Here is a 19,874-nt window from a genome sequence, read left to right as displayed (position 1 = left end):
ACCCGGATTCTCTCTGATGACGCACGACCAGTGGCGTGACGTCTGTATTGCTCACAAATGTAAATTTCTTCTCCCTTGAGAGAAGATGAGGGTGAGGGGATGCATGCACGACCCTCACCCCTGCCCTCTCCCGGAGGGAGAGGGAAAACACCCTACTTATTATTCAACAGATACGTTCTCGAAGTGGTGTTTGCCCAGTGGATCAACCACGTAGCCCTTCACTTCTTTACGCACTGGCTCGTACACGGTGGAGTGAGCAACAATCAGCGCCGGAGCCTGATCGTGCATAACAACCTGAGCCTGCTTGTACAGTTCAATACGTTTGTTGTGATCGTCGGTCGCACGCGCCGGCTGGATCAGGTCTTCAAACGGCTTGTAGCACCAGCGAGAGTAGTTAGAACCGTCTTTCGCCGCCGCGCAGCTGAATAGGGTAGCGAAGAAGTTGTCCGGATCCCCGTTATCACCGGTCCAGCCCATCATTACCGCCTGGTGCTCACCCGCTTTAGCGCGCTTCAGGTACTCGCCCCACTCGTAGGTCACAATCTTGGCCTGAACGCCAATCTTAGCCCAGTCAGCCTGAACCATTTCTGCCATGCGGCGTGCGTTCGGGTTGTACGGACGCTGTACCGGCATCGCCCACAGCTCGACGGTGAAGCCTTTATCCTGGCCCGCTTCTTTCAGCAGCGCTTTCGCTTTCTCAGGATCGTAGCTGTAGTCTTTAACGTCGTCGTTATAGCCCCACATGGTTGGTGGGATCAGGTTTTTGGCTGCAACGCCAGCGCCCTGGTAAACGGCCTTGATGATCGCTTCTTTGTTCACCGCGTAGGTCAGCGCCTGACGCACTTTCACGTCATCAAACGGTTTCTTCTCGGTGTTGAAGGAGAGATAGCCCACGTTCAGGCCAGCCTGCTCCAGCAGGTTGATGTTCTTGTCCTGCTTCATGCGGGCAATGTCAGCCGGGTTCGGGTATGGCATAACCTGGCATTCGTTTTTCTGCAGTTTTGCATAACGCACGGAAGCGTCAGGCGTAATGGAGAAGACCAGACGGTCGATCTGCGGCTTGGTGCCCCAGTAGCCTTCGAACGCTTTGTACAGAATGCGGGAGTCTTTCTGGTACTGCAGCAGCTGGAATGGACCGGTACCGATTGGGTTCAGGTCGACTTTTTCCGGCGTACCGGCTTTCAGCATGTTGTCCGCGTACTCTTTGGACAGAATTGAAGCAAAGTCCATAGCCAGGTCAGCCAGGAATGGCGCTTCCGGACGCGTCAGCACGAACTGAACGGTATTGTCGTCCACTTTTTTCACTTCAGAAATCAGATCCGGCAGGCCCATCCCTTCGAAGTATTCATAGCTGCCGCCAGACACTTTGTGGTACGGGTTCTGCGCGTTTTTCTGACGATCGAAGGAGAACACAACGTCGTCGGCGTTAAAGTCGCGCGTTGGTTTGAATTCTTTGCTGTCCTGCCACTTCACGCCTTTGCGCAGGTGGAAGGTATAGGTTTTGCCGTCTTCGCTGACGTCCCACTTCTCTGCCAGCCCCGGAATCACTTCCGTGGTACCGGTTTTGAATTCAACCAGACGGTTATAGATCGGTACAGAGCTTGCGTCGTAAGTCGTACCAGAGGTAAAGAGCTGTGGGTTAAAGCCTTCCGGCGAGCCTTCAGAACAGTAAACCAGGGTTTTTGCCTGTACGCTTGCTGCCACGGTCATAGCCACCAGGCTCAGACCAAGTTTCAGCATCCCTGACTTCTTCAAGGAAATACTCATTATTCTGCTCCAATGTGATGTTTTGCTTTGTTGTGTTACGCCGCCAGACCTTTATTTATTTTTTACCCGGTCCGGTCGGAGGTGCCCGAAGGCGTTAAAGGGATGGAGAATCCTTTCAGAAGAGCGTTTGAGTTGCAGCGCAGATCGTCCCTGAAATGCCCCTCATGCCCTACAATCTGTCAACAGAATGTGAAAACGTCAATACAGGTGGCGGGGATTTACGCTGAGTGTGAGAAACCGCAAACAAAGATTAAAAAAACTATGTATGCCAGTTTTCAGCAGGGAAATTTATGCTACTCGCTATCCTGCAGCACAAGTCTCTTCATATTTCGCAACAATCAGTGATTAACTTTTATTCAGAATGGGTAAATTTTCTTGCAGAATGGTGATTATCTGAGCACTAAATTCCATGAACGCTAAAACGCACAGCGAAAAATGCTGAGGTTATCCATAAGCAACGCGAAAAAAGATCAATCTATATATAAAAAAATACAATGGATTATGTCACAAAATCGTTAACAGGCAGGAAGAAGCGGACCTAAGGGGCGTTTTGGATACTCTGACGGGATAAGGTCATAATGCAAAAAGGGCTAACCTTGCGGTTAGCCCTTTTCAGAATGTGGTCGGCGAGAGAGGATTCGAACCTCCGACCCACTGGTCCCAAACCAGTTGCGCTACCAAGCTGCGCTACTCGCCGAATGCGGAGCGCATCTTACTGCTGAGGTGCGCCCCCGTCAATCCCTTATTTTCAAAAAGCCATTCAACTGGCGATATTCTCGCCAGAGCAGCTACTGCGCGGCTTTTACGCTGTTAGCAGGGAGTTTACACCAGTTGTTGTTTTCGTTAATCCCACCGTTCGGTGAGGTATAGCCGAGACAACCCATAATGGTGTCGTACAGCTCAACGTGACGACGCGGCACCTTCATCTCCGCCTCTTTCTTCAGCTGAGCAAACATCTTCGCCTTCTCCGGGTTTTCCAGGTACTTATCCGACATCCACATGATCATCGGCACGCGGAACTGTTCAGGCGGTGCCAGCTTGCGCGGCGTACCGTGCAGATGCTCTTTCTCGTTGATGGATTCACCGTGGTCTGCCGCATAAATCACAATCGCTTTCTTATCGCGCAGCTGGTCGATCACCCGGCTCAGGAAGGTATCCACATACAGCACCGAGTTATCATAGGCATTGATCAGCTCCTGCTTGCTGCAGTCTTTATTAATGCCCACGCACTCAGGCTGCCACTTCGCGAAATCACGCGTGTAGCGCTGGTAATAGCTGTAATGCGATCCTTTGGTATGCAGAATGACAAGATGCTTGCCCTGCGGATGATTCTTGAGGGATTGCGACATCTCTTCCAGCAGCAGCATGTCGTCGACGTTTTTACCGCGGTTACGCGGTTCGGCGCCAATCTGCTCACGGTACGCGATGTTATCTGCCAGGGTATTGGTGTAGAACCACATCTCACTTTGCATGGCGAACAGGTCTGAGCTAAATCCAAGCTGCTTCAGCACGGCAAAGACGTTTTGCTCTTTCAGCGTGCGCTGCGGGTTATCGCTTGCACCGCCTTCGCGAACAAACATACAGCGCAGCGAAAGCTTGGTCGCGGTATCGCAGGAGTAACCCCGGTAAGCCACCAGGTTCTTCTCCTGCGCCAGCTTTGGCGTGGTATCCCGGTTATAGCCGAGAATGCCCATATGATCCCAGCGCGTCGTTTCGCCAATGACAAAAACGACGTACGTATCATCAAGCCCGTCGGCTGGTGGCTGGTAGGTGAATTTTTTCAGTGGATTGATCAGCGACTTAACATCACCGGATTCATCCGCCTGCGCCCAGGCATACAGACCTAACGCTGACAGCCAGTTAGACGGCAAATAGGAGTTTGCCACCACGCCGCCATAGCTTGGCATATCCACGCCCGTCGCTTTTTCGACGCGTTTTTGCTGCGTTTCCATCAGGCGGATAGGCGCCCATACCAGCAGACCGGCCAGCAGAACGACGACGATATTGCGGATCCGCTGTCCACGCGTGCGCAGCTGGCGTAACAGCGTATAGCGGCACGTATTGTTCCAGATAAAGAACAGCGGTATCAGACAGGTTAAAACCGTCCAGACGATGAAGCCTTTCCCTACCACCTCTTTCGAGAGATCGATATCCGTGGTCATCACCGAGGCAACGATACCGTACCCAATGACCACGTTCATAAAGGTCATGTAATAGCTTGCGGCGGCAGAAATAATCACCACCAGCGAGGCCAAAATTTGCCAGGTACGTCGGCCAAAAAGGGACAGCAGGCGTAAGAGGAAGAAGGTAGCGAGGACGGAGCCGAACACTTCAATTGCGGCAAAAATACAATTACTTACGGTAAGGTTTTCGAAATAACCTTCCACTCTTCTGAACAGTACCGCGCCATTCAGAAATAATCCGATATAGACAGCCAGCATCAGACACAATCTTTGCTGGGTAAGAGACCTAATGTATTTCATGCAAACAACCCTGGGGGAAGGGGTATAAAGACCCGTCGAATCTCAAAGAGAAAGCGGACAGAGTAAGTAAATGCGTAAGGAAGCGTTATGAGAAACGTCTACAAGCGCGGTAAGTAGACCACAGCGGGAGAGAAAAGTGGCAGCAGAGAGTGTGATCGGTGTAAATTTTTACAAAATATCGAGACGGGAAGCGTCTCGCATAAAGACAAAAGAGGCCACAGAGGCCTCTTTCATACCGCTTACGCATGCGCTTCTTTGAATACTTCGCGCTGCGGCTGGCGAATCGTGGTTGAGAGCGCCAGCGAGATAATCAGCAAGGCAAATATTACGCAGAAGGTCACGTAGAACCCGCCGAACAGGGAGGCAATTAGCGAGCCGCAGATACTGCCGATCCCGAAGCCCAGATAGATAACGCCGTAGTTTTTCGCCAGATTGTTCAAGCCAAAGAACTCGCTCACCAGTGACGGGAAGACGGTAATGGTGCCACCGAAGTTAAAGGCCACGCAGGCAATCGCCGCAAAGAAGGTGGCTTCATTCAGCGGAGCGAACAGCAGCGCCGCCATACCGACCAGCGAGACCACCTGCCCAATCGTAATCACGCGGATGCGGGCAATTTTGTCAGACAGAATACCGAGCACCAGACGACCGGAGAGGTTGGCAATGGAGATGACCGTCACCGCGTTCGCCGCCGTGGCCGCATCCAGCTTCACCATGCCCTGCGCGATATCCTTCGCCACGCCGATAACATACAGACCGCTCATGCAGGCAGTCAGGAACATTACCGCCAGCATCCAGTACTGTGGCTTACGCATAGACTGCGCGAGGGTGAAGTCGTTCTCCACCACGCCGTTCACGGATTTAACCTCCTGCTGCGGCGCATCTTTCATCAGCGTGGCGCCGAACAGAATCATCACCAGCACGATTGCGCCCCAGATCATAAAGGTATTTTCGAGGCCAACGGACGCCAGCAGGTGGGAGTCGATAAATTTGAACCCGAGGCTGCCCAGGCCATAAGAGCCGATGGCAAACGCGGAGATTAAACCTTTACGCTCCGGGAACCACTTCACGCAGTTTGACAGGGTCAGCAGGTAACCTGCGCCATCGGCCAGACCCACCAGCACGCCGGCGCTCAGCCACAGCATCATCAGATTGCTGGAGTGCGCCGTCAGGAAAAAGCCCAGACCCAGCAGGATGCCGGACGCCATGGTCACGCGCTTCACGCCAAAACGCTCCTGCAGCTTACCCGCGACTGAAGACGAAATCGCCAGACCCAGGCTCAGCAAACCAAAGGAGAACGCGACCTGGCTGACCGGTGCGCCGAGTTTATCGGAAAGCGCGCTGTTGAACAGGCTCCAGGTATAGACCGATCCCAGCGCAAACTGGGTGACGATGGTGCCAAAGAGCGTGAGCCAGCGCGTGCGGTTATAGGTTGATGTGTTCATGGCAGTTGTCCTGCAAGAGAAATTAAGGAAGTTCGCTGAGGACAACGATAAACAAAACCTTAAAACGCATGGGGTAAAATGGCATGAAATGCAGGCGGAACGGAATGAAATGCCTGGAATCGGGAATGAATGACCTGGCAAGGGAATAAAGCGATAGCATGTTAGTATCTGCTATCGCTGTAAAGCCCGTGGTTATTGTTTTCGAGATGTTACCGTAACGTTTAAAAAAGTAACAACTCTAGAAATTTGCGCTGACGCCGAGTGTGTATAAAAACTCCTCACCGGTGGTGGTGTGCTCCCCCTGAGCCAGCGACGCATAGGCCGCCATGTGCGTGTTAAAGGGAATATCCGTTCCCACGGTGACATCCATCCAGCTACCGTTTTGGGCAGGGGCTGGCGTTTGCGGCATGCCAAACTGCGATTTCCACTGGTTTTCACCAAACTGCTGGTTATAGCTAATCTGCGCCCACGGACGGAGATCGCCATACTGGGTATTCACGCGCCACCCCAGCGTGCTGACGCTGGCATGCCAGAGCGGGTCGGTGATTGCTTGCGTCGACGCGCTATCACCAAACTCGTTGATCATCATGGGAGTCGTGCCGTCGTACCGCCATGCCACCACCGGGCCGGTGGTGATGCGTGCTGAAACGGGAAAATTCCAGCCCACGCTCATTGCCCCCTCCGTCGTTCTGCCAGACGGTATATTCAGGGCAAGTCCCGGCGCGTTCTGCGAAGACTGAATACGCTCAGCCAGAATATCCTCATAACGCGGTTGGTGATCCGCGTCCCATGTATAGCGTTCCGCCGTATTATTCTGGGCGTCTGAAACGATATATTCCTGTTGCCAGGCAGACGCTGTATTACAAAAGAACAGGCAGGCTGAAATTCCCACCAGGCCAGAAGCAGCATGGCGACCACTGATTTTTTTTATCATCATCAACGCGACCCCAGAGAGAGCCGAATTCGGCGATATTTGTCGTTATTCAGGAAGAGCTTAGAGAGCATATGGCCCTGTATTAACTATTGTCTTTATAGTAAACACGTCAAGCCAGTCAGAACGAAATTTTTGCGAAATCAGTATCAATAAGGGAGATGACGGATGGAACGTTGCGGTTGGGTAAGCCAGGATCAGCTTTATATCGACTATCACGATCGGGAATGGGGCGTGCCGGAAAGGGATGGCAAAAAGCTCTTCGAGATGATCTGCCTGGAGGGCCAGCAGGCGGGGTTATCATGGATTACGGTACTGAAAAAACGTGAAAATTACCGCAATGCTTTCCATCAGTTCGATCCTGTCGCCGTCGCTGCGATGACCGATGAGGACGTGGAGCGGCTGGTGCAGGACGCCGGCATCATCCGCCATCGCGGTAAGATCCAGGCCATCATCGGCAACGCACGCGCTTACCTGGCGATGGAGCAAAACGGCGAATCATTTTCAGATTTTGTCTGGACGTTTGTGAACAACAAACCGCAACTCACTCAGGCCGCCACGCTCGCGGAAATCCCGGCCTCCACCCCGGCCTCGGATGCGCTCTCGAAAGCACTGAAAAAACGCGGCTTTAAGTTTGTCGGCTCCACCATCTGCTACGCCTTTATGCAGGCCTGTGGCCTGGTCAATGACCACGTTACCGGCTGCTTCTGTCATCCGGGAGGCCATCATGATCCGCAAATGGCAAAATGAAAATACCGCGCCGCTTTTGAGCCTGTGGCTTGAAAGCACCACGGAAGCGCATCCGTTTATCGAGCCGGGTTACTGGAAAGAGAACGAGGCCATGGTGCGGGACGTTTACCTGCCGTCGGCGGAAACCTGGGTTTGGGAACAGGATGGCGAACCTTACGGATTTATCAGCGTGATGCAGTCTCAGTTTGTCGGCGCCCTGTTTGTGGCGCCGTCATGCATCGGGAAAGGCATCGGGCGCGCGCTGCTGAACCATGTTCAACAGCGCTTCCCGCACTTAACTCTGGAGGTGTACCAGAAAAATGTCCGGGCGGTGAATTTCTATCATGCTCATGGCTTTCGCATTGAAGACAGCGCCTGGCAGGATGATACTCAGCACCCGACATGGATCATGAGCTGGCAGGCGGATCAAACGCCGTTAAGGTAAGCTCGGGCCCCTCATATTTCTCGACCCAGGCCAGCGCCGTGTTCCCTGCGCAACCATTCCCCAGCTTCGAGCTGGGGAGATCTTTGGTCAGCACGTTAACCGCCCCGTTTTTACAGATACCGCCCTCGGCGGGCTCAAGGTCGGGCCATGCGCCCTGATGAATACAGATCACGCCCGGTTTAATTCCGTCGCTCACCACCGCCCCTGCCAGCACCTGCCCGCGCGAGTTCCAGACGCGCACCACGTCACCGTCGGCAATCCCGCGCGCTTTCGCATCATGGGTATTCAGCGTGATGGGCTCTCGCCCGGCGACCGCATACCGCTCGCGCAGGGACGTATAGTTAAGCTGGCTGTGCAGACGGTGCGCGGGATGCGCAGACAACACCTGTAGCTGTTCCGGCTGGGCGTTGCCGTGCCACTCATCCGGCTCGAGCCAGGTAGGGTGCGGCGGGCAGTCGGCATAGCCAAAGCTGGCGATGCGCTCGCTGTAAATCACGATCTTTCCGCTCTCTGTTTTCAGCGGGTGGTTCTCGGGGTCGCGACGGAAATCGGCAAAACGGACAAACTTCGCGTTCTGCTCGCTCTCCGGCATCTCGACAATCTGGTTCGCCTCCCAAAACTCAGCGAATGGCGGAAGCGTCACGCCCTGCGCTGCGCCGCGCTGTCCGGCAATCTGATAGAAGGTCTCCAGCCATTGCAGATCGCTTTTCCCTTCGGTAAAACGCTCGCGGCCGCCCGTTTCCCACAGTTCGCTCAGTTCAGCAAACACCTCAAAATCATCACGTGCTTCATCTCGCGGGGACACTACGCGCTTCATCGGAACCATATGCTGGTTGCTGTAGTCACCGGTCATGGTGAGATCGTTACGCTCAAACGAGGTGGTCGCCGGCAGCACGATATCTGCATGCTTAGCCGAACCGGTCCAGAAGCACTCGGAAATCACCACCAGCTCCGGCTTTTGCCAGGCGCGGATCAGGCGGTTGGTATCCTGATGGTGCGTGAAGTTCGACCCGCCAGCCCACCAGACAAATTTAATGTCCGGGAAATGGCGGTCCAGACCGTTGTGCTGATAAAAACCACCGGGGTTTTCAAGGGCTTCAACAATACGCGCCACCGGGATTTTATCCACGGCATCCACGCCGCCCTGCACCGAGCCCTGCAGAGACGCCAGCACCGCCGCTTTACGCGTGGGGTTGCCGCCGTTAGCAAAGTGATAGGAGAGACCAAAACCACCGCCCGGCGTGCCGATCTGCCCAAGCATCGCGGCAAGGGTCACCAGCATCCAGTGTTTTTGCTCGCCAAACTGCTGGCGCTGCATTCCCCAGCCGGACATTAACATCGTGGTATTTTTATGGAACAACGCCGCCAGTTCGCGGATTTTCTCCGCAGGAACGCCACAAATATTTGCCGCCCACTCTGCCGTTTTCGCAATCCCATCGGATTGACCCGTCAGGTAGTCGGCGAATTTATCGAAACCGGTGGTACAGCGCGTCAGGAATTCAACATCGTGCCAGCCGTTCTCCACCAGCGTATGGGCGATACCCAGCATCATTGCCACGTCGGTGCCCATATGCGGGGCAACCCACTCGGCGCTGTCGCCAAAGAAATCCATGGTTTCAGAACGCATCGGGTCAATGCAGATGATGCGCTTGCCGCTTTTACGCAGCGCGTCGAAATACCCAATGCCCTGCTCGTCGCTGGCATTCCAGGCAATTTTCAGCGTGTTAAGGGGGTTAGCGCTCCACAGCACGACCACATCGGTATGCTCCAGCACCAGCGGCCAGCTGGTCTGCTGCTGGTACACTTCGTTCCCGCCCACGACGTACGGCATGATCGCCTGCGCCGCGCCGGTGGAGTAATCCCCCAGATGACCGGTATAGCCTCCCGCCAGGCTCATGTAGCGCTGCAGCAGCGTCGAGGCTTTGTGCAGCACGCCGTTTGAACGCCAGCCGTAGGACCCGGCGAAAATGGACGACGGACCGTAGCTGTTGCGGATACGCTTGTGCTGGGCGTGGATCAGCGCCAGCGCGTCATCCCAGCTCACGCGAACAAACTCATCCTGACCGCGAATACCCTGCGGCTTGTCCGGCGAGGCCAGAAAACCTTTACGCACCATCGGCCAGAGCACGCGCGTTTTGCTGTGCACCTGATCGCGAACGACGGTCTGTAACGAGTTGGGATGTTGGGTTGGCAGTGCCCCGCGGGACGACAGAACATTTTCGCCATCGGTTTCGACCAGCATCGGACCCCAGTGGGCGGCGGTCAGAATGGTTTTCGTTGAGGTGCTCAAGCGTGCGCTCCTGGTTGCGTGCAGGTTTTACGGCCTTCTTTGCTGAGGCAGTTTATGGTTTGTCACAAATTTCAGAGTTATACCCGGAATTTTCTTCGTATCTGGACGTCATAATCAACTGCCACGCTCGCCGTGGCAAAGAATAAAAAGGATTAAGGAAAGAAGATGAAAAAACGCGTACTCGTTATTGCCGCTCTGGTGAGCGGTGCCCTGGCTGTTTCTGGCTGCACAACCAACCCTTACACCGGTGAACGCGAAGCGGGTAAATCCGGCATTGGCGCGGGTATCGGCTCGCTGGTCGGCGCAGGCGTTGGGGCGCTCTCCTCCTCGAAGAAAGACCGCGGCAAAGGCGCTCTGATTGGCGCAGCGGCGGGCGCGGCGCTGGGCGGCGGCGTTGGTTATTACATGGACGTGCAGGAAGCGAAGCTGCGCGACAAAATGAAGGGAACCGGCGTGAGCGTGACGCGCAGCGGCGATAACATCATCCTGAACATGCCGAACAACGTGACCTTCGACAGCAGCAGCGCAACGCTGAAACCAGCAGGTGCGAACACGCTCACCGGCGTGGCAATGGTGCTGAAAGAGTACAACAAGACTGCCGTGAACGTGATGGGCTATACCGATAGCACCGGCAGCCAGGATCTGAACATGCGTCTGTCCCAGCAGCGCGCCGACGCCGTGGCCAGCTCGCTCATCACTCAGGGCGTTGAAGCAAACCGCATCCGCACCAGCGGCATGGGCCCTGCCAACCCTATCGCCAGCAACAGCACGGCGGAAGGCAAAGCGCAGAACCGCCGCGTTGAGATTACGTTGAGCCCGATTCAGTAATTGCATTTCCTCCTCTCCCAGTGGGAGAGGGTCGGGGTGAGGGCATCAAACCCCACACCCCGGCATGAACCACTTGCCATCGTTGATTTTCCCGCTAAGGTATTCTCACTAAATTCAGGGAAATCAGCGATGAGCAAACCAGCCCGGGCCACCATCAGCGACGTGGCGAAAGCCGCCAAAACCGGTAAAACCAGTATTTCGCGCTACCTTAACGGTGAGAAACACCTGCTGTCCGATGCGTTGCTGGCGCGAATTGAACAGGCCATTGCCGATCTCGACTACCGTCCCAGCCTCATGGCGCGCGGGCTAAAACGCGGTCGCACCCGTCTTATCGGACTTATCATCGCCGATATCACTAATCCCTACTCCGTTAACGTGCTCAGCGGTATCGAAGCCGCCTGTCGCGAGAAGGGGTTCACGCCGCTGGTCTGTAATACCAATAATGAAGTCGACCAGGAGCTGCACTATCTCGACCTGCTGCGCAGCTATCAGGTGGAAGGGATTGTGGTCAACGCGGTAGGCATGCGTGAAGAGGGGTTAAACCGCCTGCAGCAGTCCTCTCTGCCTATGGTCCTCATCGACCGTAAAATCCCTGAATTTGCCTGCGATGTCGTCGGGCTGGATAACACCCAGGCCGCCACGACCGCTACCGAACATCTCATTGAACAGGGCTTCGAGGCTATTCTGTTTCTGAGTGAACCGCTGGGGATGGTCAATACCCGTCGCGAGCGCCTGAGTGCATTTCGCGCCACGCTGGAGCGATATCCCGGCGTGATCGCCGAAAATGCCGAAACGCCGCTTCACGAAGCCGGGCAGCTCGACAACACCCTGCGTCAGTTCCACACGCGCCATCGCGGGATGCGCAAAGCCGTTATTTCGGCCAACGGGGCGCTGACGCTTCAGGTCGCCCGCTCGCTCAAGCGCATTGGCCTTCACTGGGGCAGCGACATCGGTCTGCTGGGGTTTGATGAACTGGAGTGGGCGGAACTGGCTGGCGTAGGCATTACCACCCTCAAGCAGCCCACCTGGCAAATTGGCTATGCTGCTGTTGAACAAGTGGTTCGTCGTATTGAAGGCACCAGCGATGCCGTTCGCGAGCAGGTCTTCTCCGGCGAGCTGATCGTTCGTGGCTCCACCGCGCGTTAAATTTCCCTTGTGATAGCGATCATAAATTCAACATCCTGACCTTTTCTTTGGAACCGGTTCCATCTAGCGTAATAGTATTGATATGTTGCGATGGAGTCCGAAGATGGGCAGGAAAATTATGGTGGTCACCGCCGCGTACGGTGCGGAACAGGTGCGACAGGCAGGCGGTCAGCGGGCGATGCTTCCCGTTATTGCAGGCGCAGGGGCAGACGGCGTGGAGATCCGCCGGGAACTGTTCAACAGCGAAGAGCTGCTGGCACTGCCTGCGCTGGGTGAATCCATTGAGCTGCTGGGCCTGCTTGCGTGCTACTCCGCACCCGCCGCCCTGTTTATGCCCGACGGCAACCTCAACCCGGACCTGCCCCGCTATCTTTCTGAAGCCAACACCCTGAACGCCCTGTGGCTGAAGGTTTCCCTGGGCCATTTCCGCGACGCGCAGCCTCTTGACGACTTGCGTAGCCTGCTTAATGCAAGCGGTATGGCGCTGGTCGTGGAGAACGATCAGACCGACTGCGGGCAGCTCGCCCCCATGCAGCGCTTCCAGGCCGCCTGTCGGGAAATGGCTTTACCCGTCACGCTAACCTTCGACATGGGCAACTGGTTATGGGTCGGTGATTCCCCCGAAGAGGCCGCGCGTCATCTGGCCCCTGCGGTGAGCTATATCCACGTGAAGGCCGCCGTGCCGCACAAAGATAACTTCCGCGCCGTGGCGCCGGATCGCGCCGATGCGCGCTGGCTGGATCTGCTCGGCCAGTTGCCTGCCGATGCCCCGCGCGGTATCGAGTTCCCGCTGGAAGGGGCGGATTTAACCGCCGTTACCCGCCATTACGTCAACCTGCTGCGCGAGGAGTAAACCATGCACAAGACGCTGGATGTCATCACGATCGGCGAGGCCATGGCGATGTTTGTCGCCACCGAAACGGGCGAGCTGAGCGCGGTAGAGCACTTTATCAAACGCGTCGCAGGCGCTGAACTCAACGTCGCAACCGGCCTGGCGCGTCTTGGCCTGAACGTGGGCTGGGTCAGCCGCGTGGGGGATGACAGCTTTGGCCATTTCGTTCTCGATTCGCTGAAAAAAGAGGGGATTGATGCCGCAGGCGTCACCCTCGACGGACGCTTCCCTACCGGCTTTCAGCTTAAATCTAAGGTCGAAAATGGAACCGATCCCATCGTGGAGTATTTCCGAAAAGGATCGGCCGCAAGCCACCTGTCTGTCGCGGATTACCACACAGATTACTTTGCCTCCGCGCGCCATCTGCACCTGAGCGGCGTGGCGGCCGCGCTGTCTGCCAGCTCGTATGAGCTGCTGGATCATGCGGCAGCCACCCTGAAAGCCCAGGGGAAAACCATATCGTTCGACCCCAACCTGCGCCCGGTGCTGTGGAAAAGCGAAGCGGAAATGGTGGAGAAACTGAACCGTCTGGCGTTCAGGGCGGACTGGGTTCTGCCAGGCCTGAAAGAAGGGATGATCCTGACCGGCAAAAGCACGCCGGAAGGCATTGCCGATTTCTATCTGAATAAAGGGGTAAAAGCGGTGGTGCTGAAAACCGGTGCTGATGGCGCATGGTTTAAAACGGCCGACGGCGAACAGGGCGCGGTCGCGGCAGTGAAGGTCGAGAACGTAGTCGACACCGTCGGCGCGGGCGACGGCTTTGCTGTGGGCGTGATTAGCGCCCTGCTGGAAGGCAAAACGCTGCCGCAGGCCGTCGCTCGAGGCAACAAGATTGGCTCGCTGGCCATTCAGGTGCAGGGCGACAGCGAAGGATTACCAACGCGAGCACAGCTCGGCGTTTAAATTCCCTCTCCCTGTGGGAGAGGGCCAGGGTGAGGGCAGCAAGCCGCACCAAATAATTAAGCCACCGTGTACCCTACAGACAACGGCGGTAACAACCTCAACAACAGAGGCAAGCCTATGAACAGTTCGACCAATGCAGTAAAACGCTGGTGGTACATCATGCCAATCGTGTTTATCACGTACAGCCTGGCGTACCTTGACCGTGCCAACTTCAGCTTCGCGTCCGCAGCAGGGATCACCGAGGACCTCGGGATCACCAAAGGTATCTCTTCCCTGCTGGGTGCCCTTTTCTTCCTGGGTTACTTCTTCTTCCAGATCCCCGGCGCGATTTATGCGGAACGCCGCAGCGTGCGTAAGCTGATCTTCATCTGTCTGATCCTGTGGGGCGCCTGCGCGTCACTGACCGGCATGGTGAACAATATTCCTGCCCTGGCCGCCATTCGCTTTATCCTCGGCGTCGTTGAGGCGGCGGTTATGCCCGCGATGCTGATCTACATCAGCAACTGGTTTACCAAATCTGAACGCTCGCGCGCGAATACCTTCCTTATCCTCGGTAACCCGGTAACGGTACTGTGGATGTCAGTGGTGTCCGGCTACCTGATCCAGTCCTTCGGCTGGCGCGAAATGTTTATCATTGAAGGGGTGCCGGCGATTATCTGGGCCTTCTGCTGGTGGGTGCTGGTGAAAGATAAACCAGCCCAGGCGAAATGGCTTTCTGAAGATGAGAAAGCGGCGCTGCAGGCGCAGCTGGACAAAGAACAGCAGGGCCTGAAGGCGGTACGTAACTACGGCGAAGCCTTCCGCTCGCGTAACGTGCTCCTGCTCTGCGCGCAGTATTTTACCTGGAGCATTGGCGTGTACGGCTTTGTGCTGTGGCTGCCGTCCATTATCCGCAGCGGCGGCGAGAACCTCGGCATGGTCGAAGTAGGCTGGCTGTCATCCGTACCATATCTGGCGGCAACCATCGCCATGATTGTCGTCTCCTGGGCATCGGACAAGCTGCAGAACCGTAAATTGTTTGTCTGGCCGCTGCTGCTGATTGCTGCCTTCGCCTTTATTGGCTCCTGGGCCGTGGGCGCAAACCATTTCTGGGCCTCTTACACCCTGCTGGTGATTGCCGGTGCGGCCATGTACGCCCCTTACGGACCGTTCTTTGCCATTATCCCGGAGATGCTCCCGCGTAACGTTGCGGGTGGCGCAATGGCGTTAATTAACAGCATGGGTGCGCTGGGCTCGTTCTGCGGCTCCTGGTTCGTCGGCTACCTGAACGGTGCCACCGGCAGCCCGTCCGCATCGTACATATTTATGGGGGTGGCGCTTTTCGCCTCCGTGTGGCTTACTCTGATTGTTAAGCCTGCTAATAATCAACAACACCCTGTCGGCGCTCGCCACGCCTGAATCCTTAAAAATCAACGGAGATTAGCATGAAGCCGTCCGTCATTTTGTATAAAGCACTGCCGGAAGATCTGCAGAAACGCCTTGAAGAACACTTCACCGTCACGCAGGTGAAGAACCTGAGCCCGGAAACCGTGGCACAGCACGCCGACGCGTTCGCCAGCGCCGAGGGCCTGCTGGGTTCAAGCGAGAAAGTGGATGTCGCCCTGCTGGAAAAAATGCCGAAGCTTCGTGCTACCTCAACCGTTTCCGTGGGTTACGACAACTTCGACGTGGATGCCCTTAACGCCCGCAAGATCCTGCTGATGCATACTCCACATGCCCTGACGGAAACCGTGGCCGATACGCTGATGGCGCTGATGCTCACCACGGCCCGTCGCGTGGTGGAAGTGGCTGAGCGTGTCAAAGCGGGCGAATGGACAAAAAGCATTGGTCCGGACTGGTTCGGCGTGGACGTTCACGGCAAGACGCTGGGCATTGTCGGTATGGGTCGTATCGGGCTGGCGCTGGCGCAGCGCGCGCATTTTGGTTTTAACATGCCGATTCTGTATAACGCGCGTCGCCATCACGGTGAAGCCGAAGAACGCTTCAACGCCCGTTACTGCGAGCTGGATACCCTGCTGCAGGAAGCCGATTTTGTCTGCCTGGTTCTGCCGCTCACGAACGAAACTCGTCATCTGATTGGCAAAGAGGCGTTTGAAAAAATGAAGACGTCAGCCATTTTCATCAACGCGGGTCGTGGCCCGGTGGTGGATGAGAAGGCGCTGATTGAGGCCCTTAAAAACGGTCAGATCCATGCAGCAGGTCTGGACGTGTTTGAGCAGGAGCCGCTGCCGGTGGATTCGCCGCTGCTTTCGCTGCCTAACGTGGTTGCCCTGCCCCACATCGGTTCAGCCACCCATGAGACGCGCTACAATATGGCGGCCACGGCGGTCGATAATCTAATTGCCGCCCTTAGCGGAAAGGTGGAGATAAACTGCGTGAACCCGCAGGTGCAACGGTAGAAACGAAAAAACCCGCCAGAAGGCGGGTTTTTTAATTCTTTGCTACTGGGTTGGAAGCTTACAGGCTTACAACGTTACCAGCTGCTGGGCCTTTAGCGCCGCTTTCGATGGTGAAGGACACTTTCTGACCTTCGTCCAGAGATTTGTAGCCATCGTTCTGGATAGCAGAGAAGTGTACGAACACGTCTTTAGAGCCATCGTCAGGAGTGATGAAGCCGAAACCTTTATCAGCGTTGAACCATTTTACCAGACCAGTCATTTTAGCAGACATAGAAATTACCTTATTAACAAATATATTTTGCCTTCCGGCTTGATGGATTGCTTTACAGATTTTTAAGCGATGAAGGAAGGGTCACTACGAAGGGTATCTATGGATAACAATCTGGACTGCTTTACTAAACTGCTTTAGGTCTGTGTAACAAACCGACGGGAATAGTTATACCGATGTGGTAGAGGAATGACAAGCGTTATTTTCGACAGGCATAAAAAAACCCCGCCAGAAGCGGGGGTTTTTCGGTTTATTCTGTGGCAGTGACTGCCGCACTCCAGGCCTGGCTAAAGGCCTGATGCTGGGAGGCCAGCGGCCCAATCAGCGTATTATACTGGCTTGCCTGCTGCGAGGTTGGGAACTGAATACCGTTGGCAACAAAGCTCACCTGCGTATCCTGCTGGGCGATAAAGTCACCCACCTGAACCAGTTGCTGCGTGAAGATTTGCGCAGCCGGAATCAGCGGTTGCAGTGCTTCAGACGGTTTGGTCACCACTTTCTCATACACTTTGTCGAAGACCGGTTTAAGATCGTCACCTTGCTTGAGCGCAGAACGTGATGCGTCAGCCTGCATTTTCGCATTTTGCAACTGCTGGCTCAACACGCCAAGTGCACCGTTGGACTGGCGCAGCGGTTCACGCTGCGTCACATAATCCTGTGGAACGCGGATGGCGTTCACGCTATCCACTACCGGGCGGATACCGGAATCCATCGCCTGGCTCACCTGCTGTGAATAACCATAAAGAATGGCGTAATCGGACACGAAGGGACCAAACTGTTTTTTCTGATCCGCAGTCAGCGTCGGCAACCGCTCGCCGCTGCGCATCACTGTATTCTGCAGAAAATCGATAAACGCTTTGCGCTGATCGCCTTCTTTATCAAAACACCCACTCAGGCTAACAACCATCAACAACGCCGCAATAGGCGCAAACCAGCGAGAGCAGGACTTTCCTGTCGCCATTTTATTACTCCTTTCACCCAAAAAAGCGCACACCGGCACACGCGTGCCCGACGCTGACAAGGATAGTCCAGGTCAGCCTTGCAAGATACTCTTTTCATGCAAAACGGCTATTGCCGATTTATTTCTTATCATTTACAAAAAAATACCTGGCGAAGCCGACCTATGACTAATCAGGGAATTAGCATAACTATCCATATTGCTGAATCGGATACAGCGATCGTTACCGCACAATTAATCACACCCGTGACGATCCTGGGTTGGTATTAGGGACTATTCTTAACTGGCTCTCTGATGTTCTTGATCACGATGTGAGATTTAAGAGGAGTCCTCAATGGAATATAAAGATCCTGAGTTTGAACTGCTGAGCAGTCTGGAACAGATCATTTTTAAAGATGTACCGCAGATGATCACCCTGCAACAAAAATCCAATCCCTTTACAGAATATGAGCAATTGCGCAAAGGGACAGGACTGAAAACCGAAGAATTCGCCAGAGCGATGGGTGTCAGCGTGGCTATGGTGCAGGAGTGGGAGTCAAAACGTGAGAAACCCACCCCAACCGAGTTACGGCTGATGCGCCTGATTCAGGCCAACCCTGCACTCAGCAAACAGATAGCGTAGTGAAGATTGAATGCCCCCGCCTTTGCGGGGGCTTGTGTTTTACAGGCTATCACAACGCCAACCCGCCTCTTCCCATACCAGCTCATGCGTTAACGCCAGGCCTCTTAAAAAAAGCTCATCGTGTGATACCACCAGCAGAGCCCCAGGGAAACCGGCCAGCGCCGCTTCAATGGCCTGGACTGAAGCCAGATCCAGATGGTTGGTCGGTTCATCCAGCAGAAGAAGCTGCGTGGCCTCCGCACGCCACAGCACGCAGGCCAGGGCAGCCTTAAGACGCTCGCCGCCGCTGAGCTCCGCCAATGGGAGCTTCACTTTGTCGGCCCCCAGTTGAAGCTGTGCTAAACGGGTTCGCAATACCCCCTCTTCCAGAGGGGTATGACTCAAATTGAGATGCGTCATGACCGACTGCGTGAGATCGAGTTGCGACAGATGCTGGTCGAGATAAGCACAGCTGACGGATACCTTACAGGCACCCGAACGGGGAGTAACCTCGCCGAGGATGGTTTTTAACAACGTCGATTTCCCACAGCCGTTCGGTCCCTTTAACGCCACGCGCATCGGTCCGTCCATACGCCATGTGATGGGTGGGACAGGCACATGCGGCAACACCAGATCCTCCAGAACCAGTACCTGTTTCCCTTCCGGGACCTGACTTCCCGGCAGGGTGAACATGACCGGGTTATCTTCTTCAACGCGTTCACGCGCCTTGTTTACCGCGGCGTTCAGGGCTTCATTTTGCTCGCTGTGCTGTTTTTTCCATGAGCCGATCCGCTCCTTTGCCGCGCCTTTGTATTTGACACGCTCAAACGATGCGATATTCAGGGTATCGACGGTGCGTAACGTCTTTGCCGACCGCCGCTGGCTGTCATCATGCTCTTTTTGCATGCGCGCGCGGGTGCGTTTGCGCTCGGTTGCCGCATGTTCGAGCGCCGCGCGGGCAGCCTGCTGTTCGGCATCGCGCTGGGCTTGATAATCCGCATAATTTCCGCCGTAGCTGCGCAGACCCGAGGCGCTCAGCTCAAGAATACGCGGCACCTGCTCCAGAAGTTCGCGGTCATGAGAGGCCACCAGCACGCCGCCCTGATAGCGACTCAACTGGTCGTAGAACCACGCCCGACCTTGTCGATCCAGATGGTTAGTCGGTTCGTCCAGCAGCATGAAATCCGCTTCAGCCGTAAACGCGCCGCACAGCAGGGCGCGGATGCGCTCGCCGCCGCTGAGTTCCAGGGCAGGCTTATCCGGATCAAACGCCGGGAGCTTCGCATTGATAAACGCCTCGCTCAGTCGCTCGGCTACATCCCAGTAGCCGTCGAGCAACGCCAGATCGTCAGGCTGGTAATCACCGCTGTCGATGCGCTTACGCGCAGTAAAAATCGCGTCATATCCGAGAAGTTCAGCCAGCGTCGTCTGCGAAGAAATGACGTGCTGCTGCGCCACAAAGACATGCGAGCCAAAGCGTTCAATATGACCGGTAGCCGGTTCGTCCAGCGCCGCCAGCAGACGCAGCAGACGCGTTTTTCCGCTGCCGTTGCGGCCAACCAGCGCGCACAGAGAGGGTTCCAGCGTGAGATTCAGCGGGCCAAAAAGGGTATCGCCCGTCGGAAACTGACAGGTGACCTGATGCAAAATAAAAGAAGGGGGCTGCGCAAAATGAGCCATAAGCACTCCTGAATGAAATCAAAACATCCCCTGCCGACGCGGTGGCGTTTAGCAAGGATCGAAATTCATCAGTCGTGTTTGTTCATTTTTGGGGGGCTCTCCAGCGCGAGAA

At 55.5% G+C, this 19,874-nt stretch carries 17 protein-coding genes and 1 tRNA gene; 9 read left to right on the top strand and 9 right to left on the bottom strand.

Annotated elements, in window-relative coordinates:
- Positions 1-159: 159 nt before the first annotated feature.
- The 5 genes from dppA to FOY93_RS00970 form a co-directional block, all read right to left on the bottom strand.
- A complete protein-coding gene (dppA, locus tag FOY93_RS00990) occupies positions 160-1,767 on the bottom strand; it encodes a dipeptide ABC transporter periplasmic-binding protein DppA (RefSeq protein WP_111964353.1) in 1,608 nt (535 codons plus the stop codon).
- A 620-nt stretch (positions 1,768-2,387) separates the two neighbouring features.
- A tRNA-Pro gene (locus FOY93_RS00985) sits at positions 2,388-2,464 on the bottom strand.
- 91 nt (positions 2,465-2,555) lie between these two features.
- Positions 2,556-4,250 carry a kdo(2)-lipid A phosphoethanolamine 7''-transferase gene (gene eptB / locus FOY93_RS00980; protein ID WP_115876656.1) on the bottom strand — a complete coding sequence of 565 codons (1,695 nt, stop codon included), beginning with the start codon at positions 4,248-4,250 and terminating at the stop codon, positions 2,556-2,558.
- A gap of 239 nt (positions 4,251-4,489) precedes the next feature.
- Positions 4,490-5,692 carry an L-lactate MFS transporter gene (locus FOY93_RS00975; RefSeq protein WP_143344505.1) on the bottom strand — a complete coding sequence of 401 codons (1,203 nt, stop codon included), beginning with the start codon at positions 5,690-5,692 and terminating at the stop codon, positions 4,490-4,492.
- 238 nt (positions 5,693-5,930) lie between these two features.
- Positions 5,931-6,629, bottom strand: a complete 699-nt coding sequence (locus tag FOY93_RS00970) for an autotransporter domain-containing protein (RefSeq protein ID WP_111964350.1) — start codon at positions 6,627-6,629, stop codon at positions 5,931-5,933.
- A gap of 162 nt (positions 6,630-6,791) precedes the next feature.
- Here FOY93_RS00970 and tag point away from each other — a divergent pair, with 162 nt between their 5' ends.
- Both tag and FOY93_RS00960 read left to right on the top strand, forming a co-directional pair.
- Positions 6,792-7,373, top strand: coding sequence for a DNA-3-methyladenine glycosylase I (gene tag / locus FOY93_RS00965; protein WP_111964349.1), 582 nt, complete (start codon positions 6,792-6,794; stop codon positions 7,371-7,373).
- The gene (locus FOY93_RS00960) at positions 7,351-7,797 is read left to right on the top strand and encodes an N-acetyltransferase (protein WP_115876660.1); all 447 of its coding nucleotides are present in this window, start codon (positions 7,351-7,353) and stop codon (positions 7,795-7,797) included. Before tag ends, FOY93_RS00960 begins: the two co-directional genes overlap by 23 nt.
- Here FOY93_RS00960 and FOY93_RS00955 read toward each other — a convergent pair.
- Entirely contained in the window at positions 7,760-10,039 is a 2,280-nt protein-coding gene (locus FOY93_RS00955) for a molybdopterin guanine dinucleotide-containing S/N-oxide reductase (RefSeq protein ID WP_232057402.1), read from the bottom strand. The genes FOY93_RS00960 and FOY93_RS00955 overlap by 38 nt on opposite strands.
- A 213-nt stretch (positions 10,040-10,252) precedes the next feature.
- On the opposite strand from FOY93_RS00955, the gene FOY93_RS00950 reads away from it, so the two are divergent.
- The 6 genes from FOY93_RS00950 (at position 10,253) to ghrB (ending at position 16,255) form a co-directional block, all read left to right on the top strand.
- A complete protein-coding gene (locus tag FOY93_RS00950; protein ID WP_024909080.1) occupies positions 10,253-10,915 on the top strand; it encodes an OmpA family lipoprotein in 663 nt (220 codons plus the stop codon).
- A gap of 129 nt (positions 10,916-11,044) precedes the next feature.
- Positions 11,045-12,061 carry a LacI family DNA-binding transcriptional regulator gene (locus FOY93_RS00945; protein WP_008502761.1) on the top strand — a complete coding sequence of 339 codons (1,017 nt, stop codon included), beginning with the start codon at positions 11,045-11,047 and terminating at the stop codon, positions 12,059-12,061.
- A gap of 103 nt (positions 12,062-12,164) precedes the next feature.
- A complete protein-coding gene (locus FOY93_RS00940) occupies positions 12,165-12,914 on the top strand; it encodes a sugar phosphate isomerase/epimerase family protein (protein ID WP_127729188.1) in 750 nt (249 codons plus the stop codon).
- 3 nt (positions 12,915-12,917) lie between these two features.
- Positions 12,918-13,856 (top strand): sugar kinase, encoded by a 939-nt coding sequence (locus FOY93_RS00935; protein ID WP_143344503.1) that lies wholly within the window; start codon positions 12,918-12,920, stop codon positions 13,854-13,856.
- 117 nt (positions 13,857-13,973) lie between these two features.
- Positions 13,974-15,254 carry an MFS transporter gene (locus tag FOY93_RS00930; RefSeq protein ID WP_127729184.1) on the top strand — a complete coding sequence of 427 codons (1,281 nt, stop codon included), beginning with the start codon at positions 13,974-13,976 and terminating at the stop codon, positions 15,252-15,254.
- Positions 15,255-15,280: 26 nt separating this feature from the next.
- Positions 15,281-16,255: a glyoxylate/hydroxypyruvate reductase GhrB gene (gene ghrB / locus FOY93_RS00925; RefSeq protein ID WP_115876665.1), complete on the top strand. Its 975-nt coding sequence runs from the start codon at positions 15,281-15,283 to the stop codon at positions 16,253-16,255.
- A 58-nt stretch (positions 16,256-16,313) separates the two neighbouring features.
- Here ghrB and cspE read toward each other — a convergent pair whose 3' ends face one another.
- Both cspE and FOY93_RS00915 read right to left on the bottom strand, forming a co-directional pair.
- The gene (gene cspE, locus FOY93_RS00920) at positions 16,314-16,526 is read right to left on the bottom strand and encodes a transcription antiterminator/RNA stability regulator CspE (protein ID WP_003860775.1); all 213 of its coding nucleotides are present in this window, start codon (positions 16,524-16,526) and stop codon (positions 16,314-16,316) included.
- 247 nt (positions 16,527-16,773) lie between these two features.
- Complete coding sequence (locus FOY93_RS00915) at positions 16,774-17,484, bottom strand: DUF3053 domain-containing protein (RefSeq protein WP_014882044.1); 711 nt, start codon at positions 17,482-17,484, stop codon at positions 16,774-16,776.
- A gap of 331 nt (positions 17,485-17,815) precedes the next feature.
- On the opposite strand from FOY93_RS00915, the gene FOY93_RS00910 reads away from it, so the two are divergent.
- Positions 17,816-18,103, top strand: coding sequence for an HTH-type transcriptional regulator (locus FOY93_RS00910; protein WP_111964342.1), 288 nt, complete (start codon positions 17,816-17,818; stop codon positions 18,101-18,103).
- Between the two features lie 39 nt (positions 18,104-18,142).
- On the opposite strand, the gene FOY93_RS00905 is transcribed toward FOY93_RS00910, so the two are convergent.
- Entirely contained in the window at positions 18,143-19,762 is a 1,620-nt protein-coding gene (locus FOY93_RS00905) for an ABC-F family ATP-binding cassette domain-containing protein (RefSeq protein WP_143344502.1), read from the bottom strand.
- Between the last annotated feature and the right edge of the window lie 112 nt (positions 19,763-19,874).

Source organism: Enterobacter sp. 18A13 (assembly GCF_007035975.1).
GTDB lineage: Bacteria > Pseudomonadota > Gammaproteobacteria > Enterobacterales > Enterobacteriaceae > Enterobacter > Enterobacter vonholyi.
This window is presented reverse-complemented; position numbering and strand designations above follow the sequence as displayed.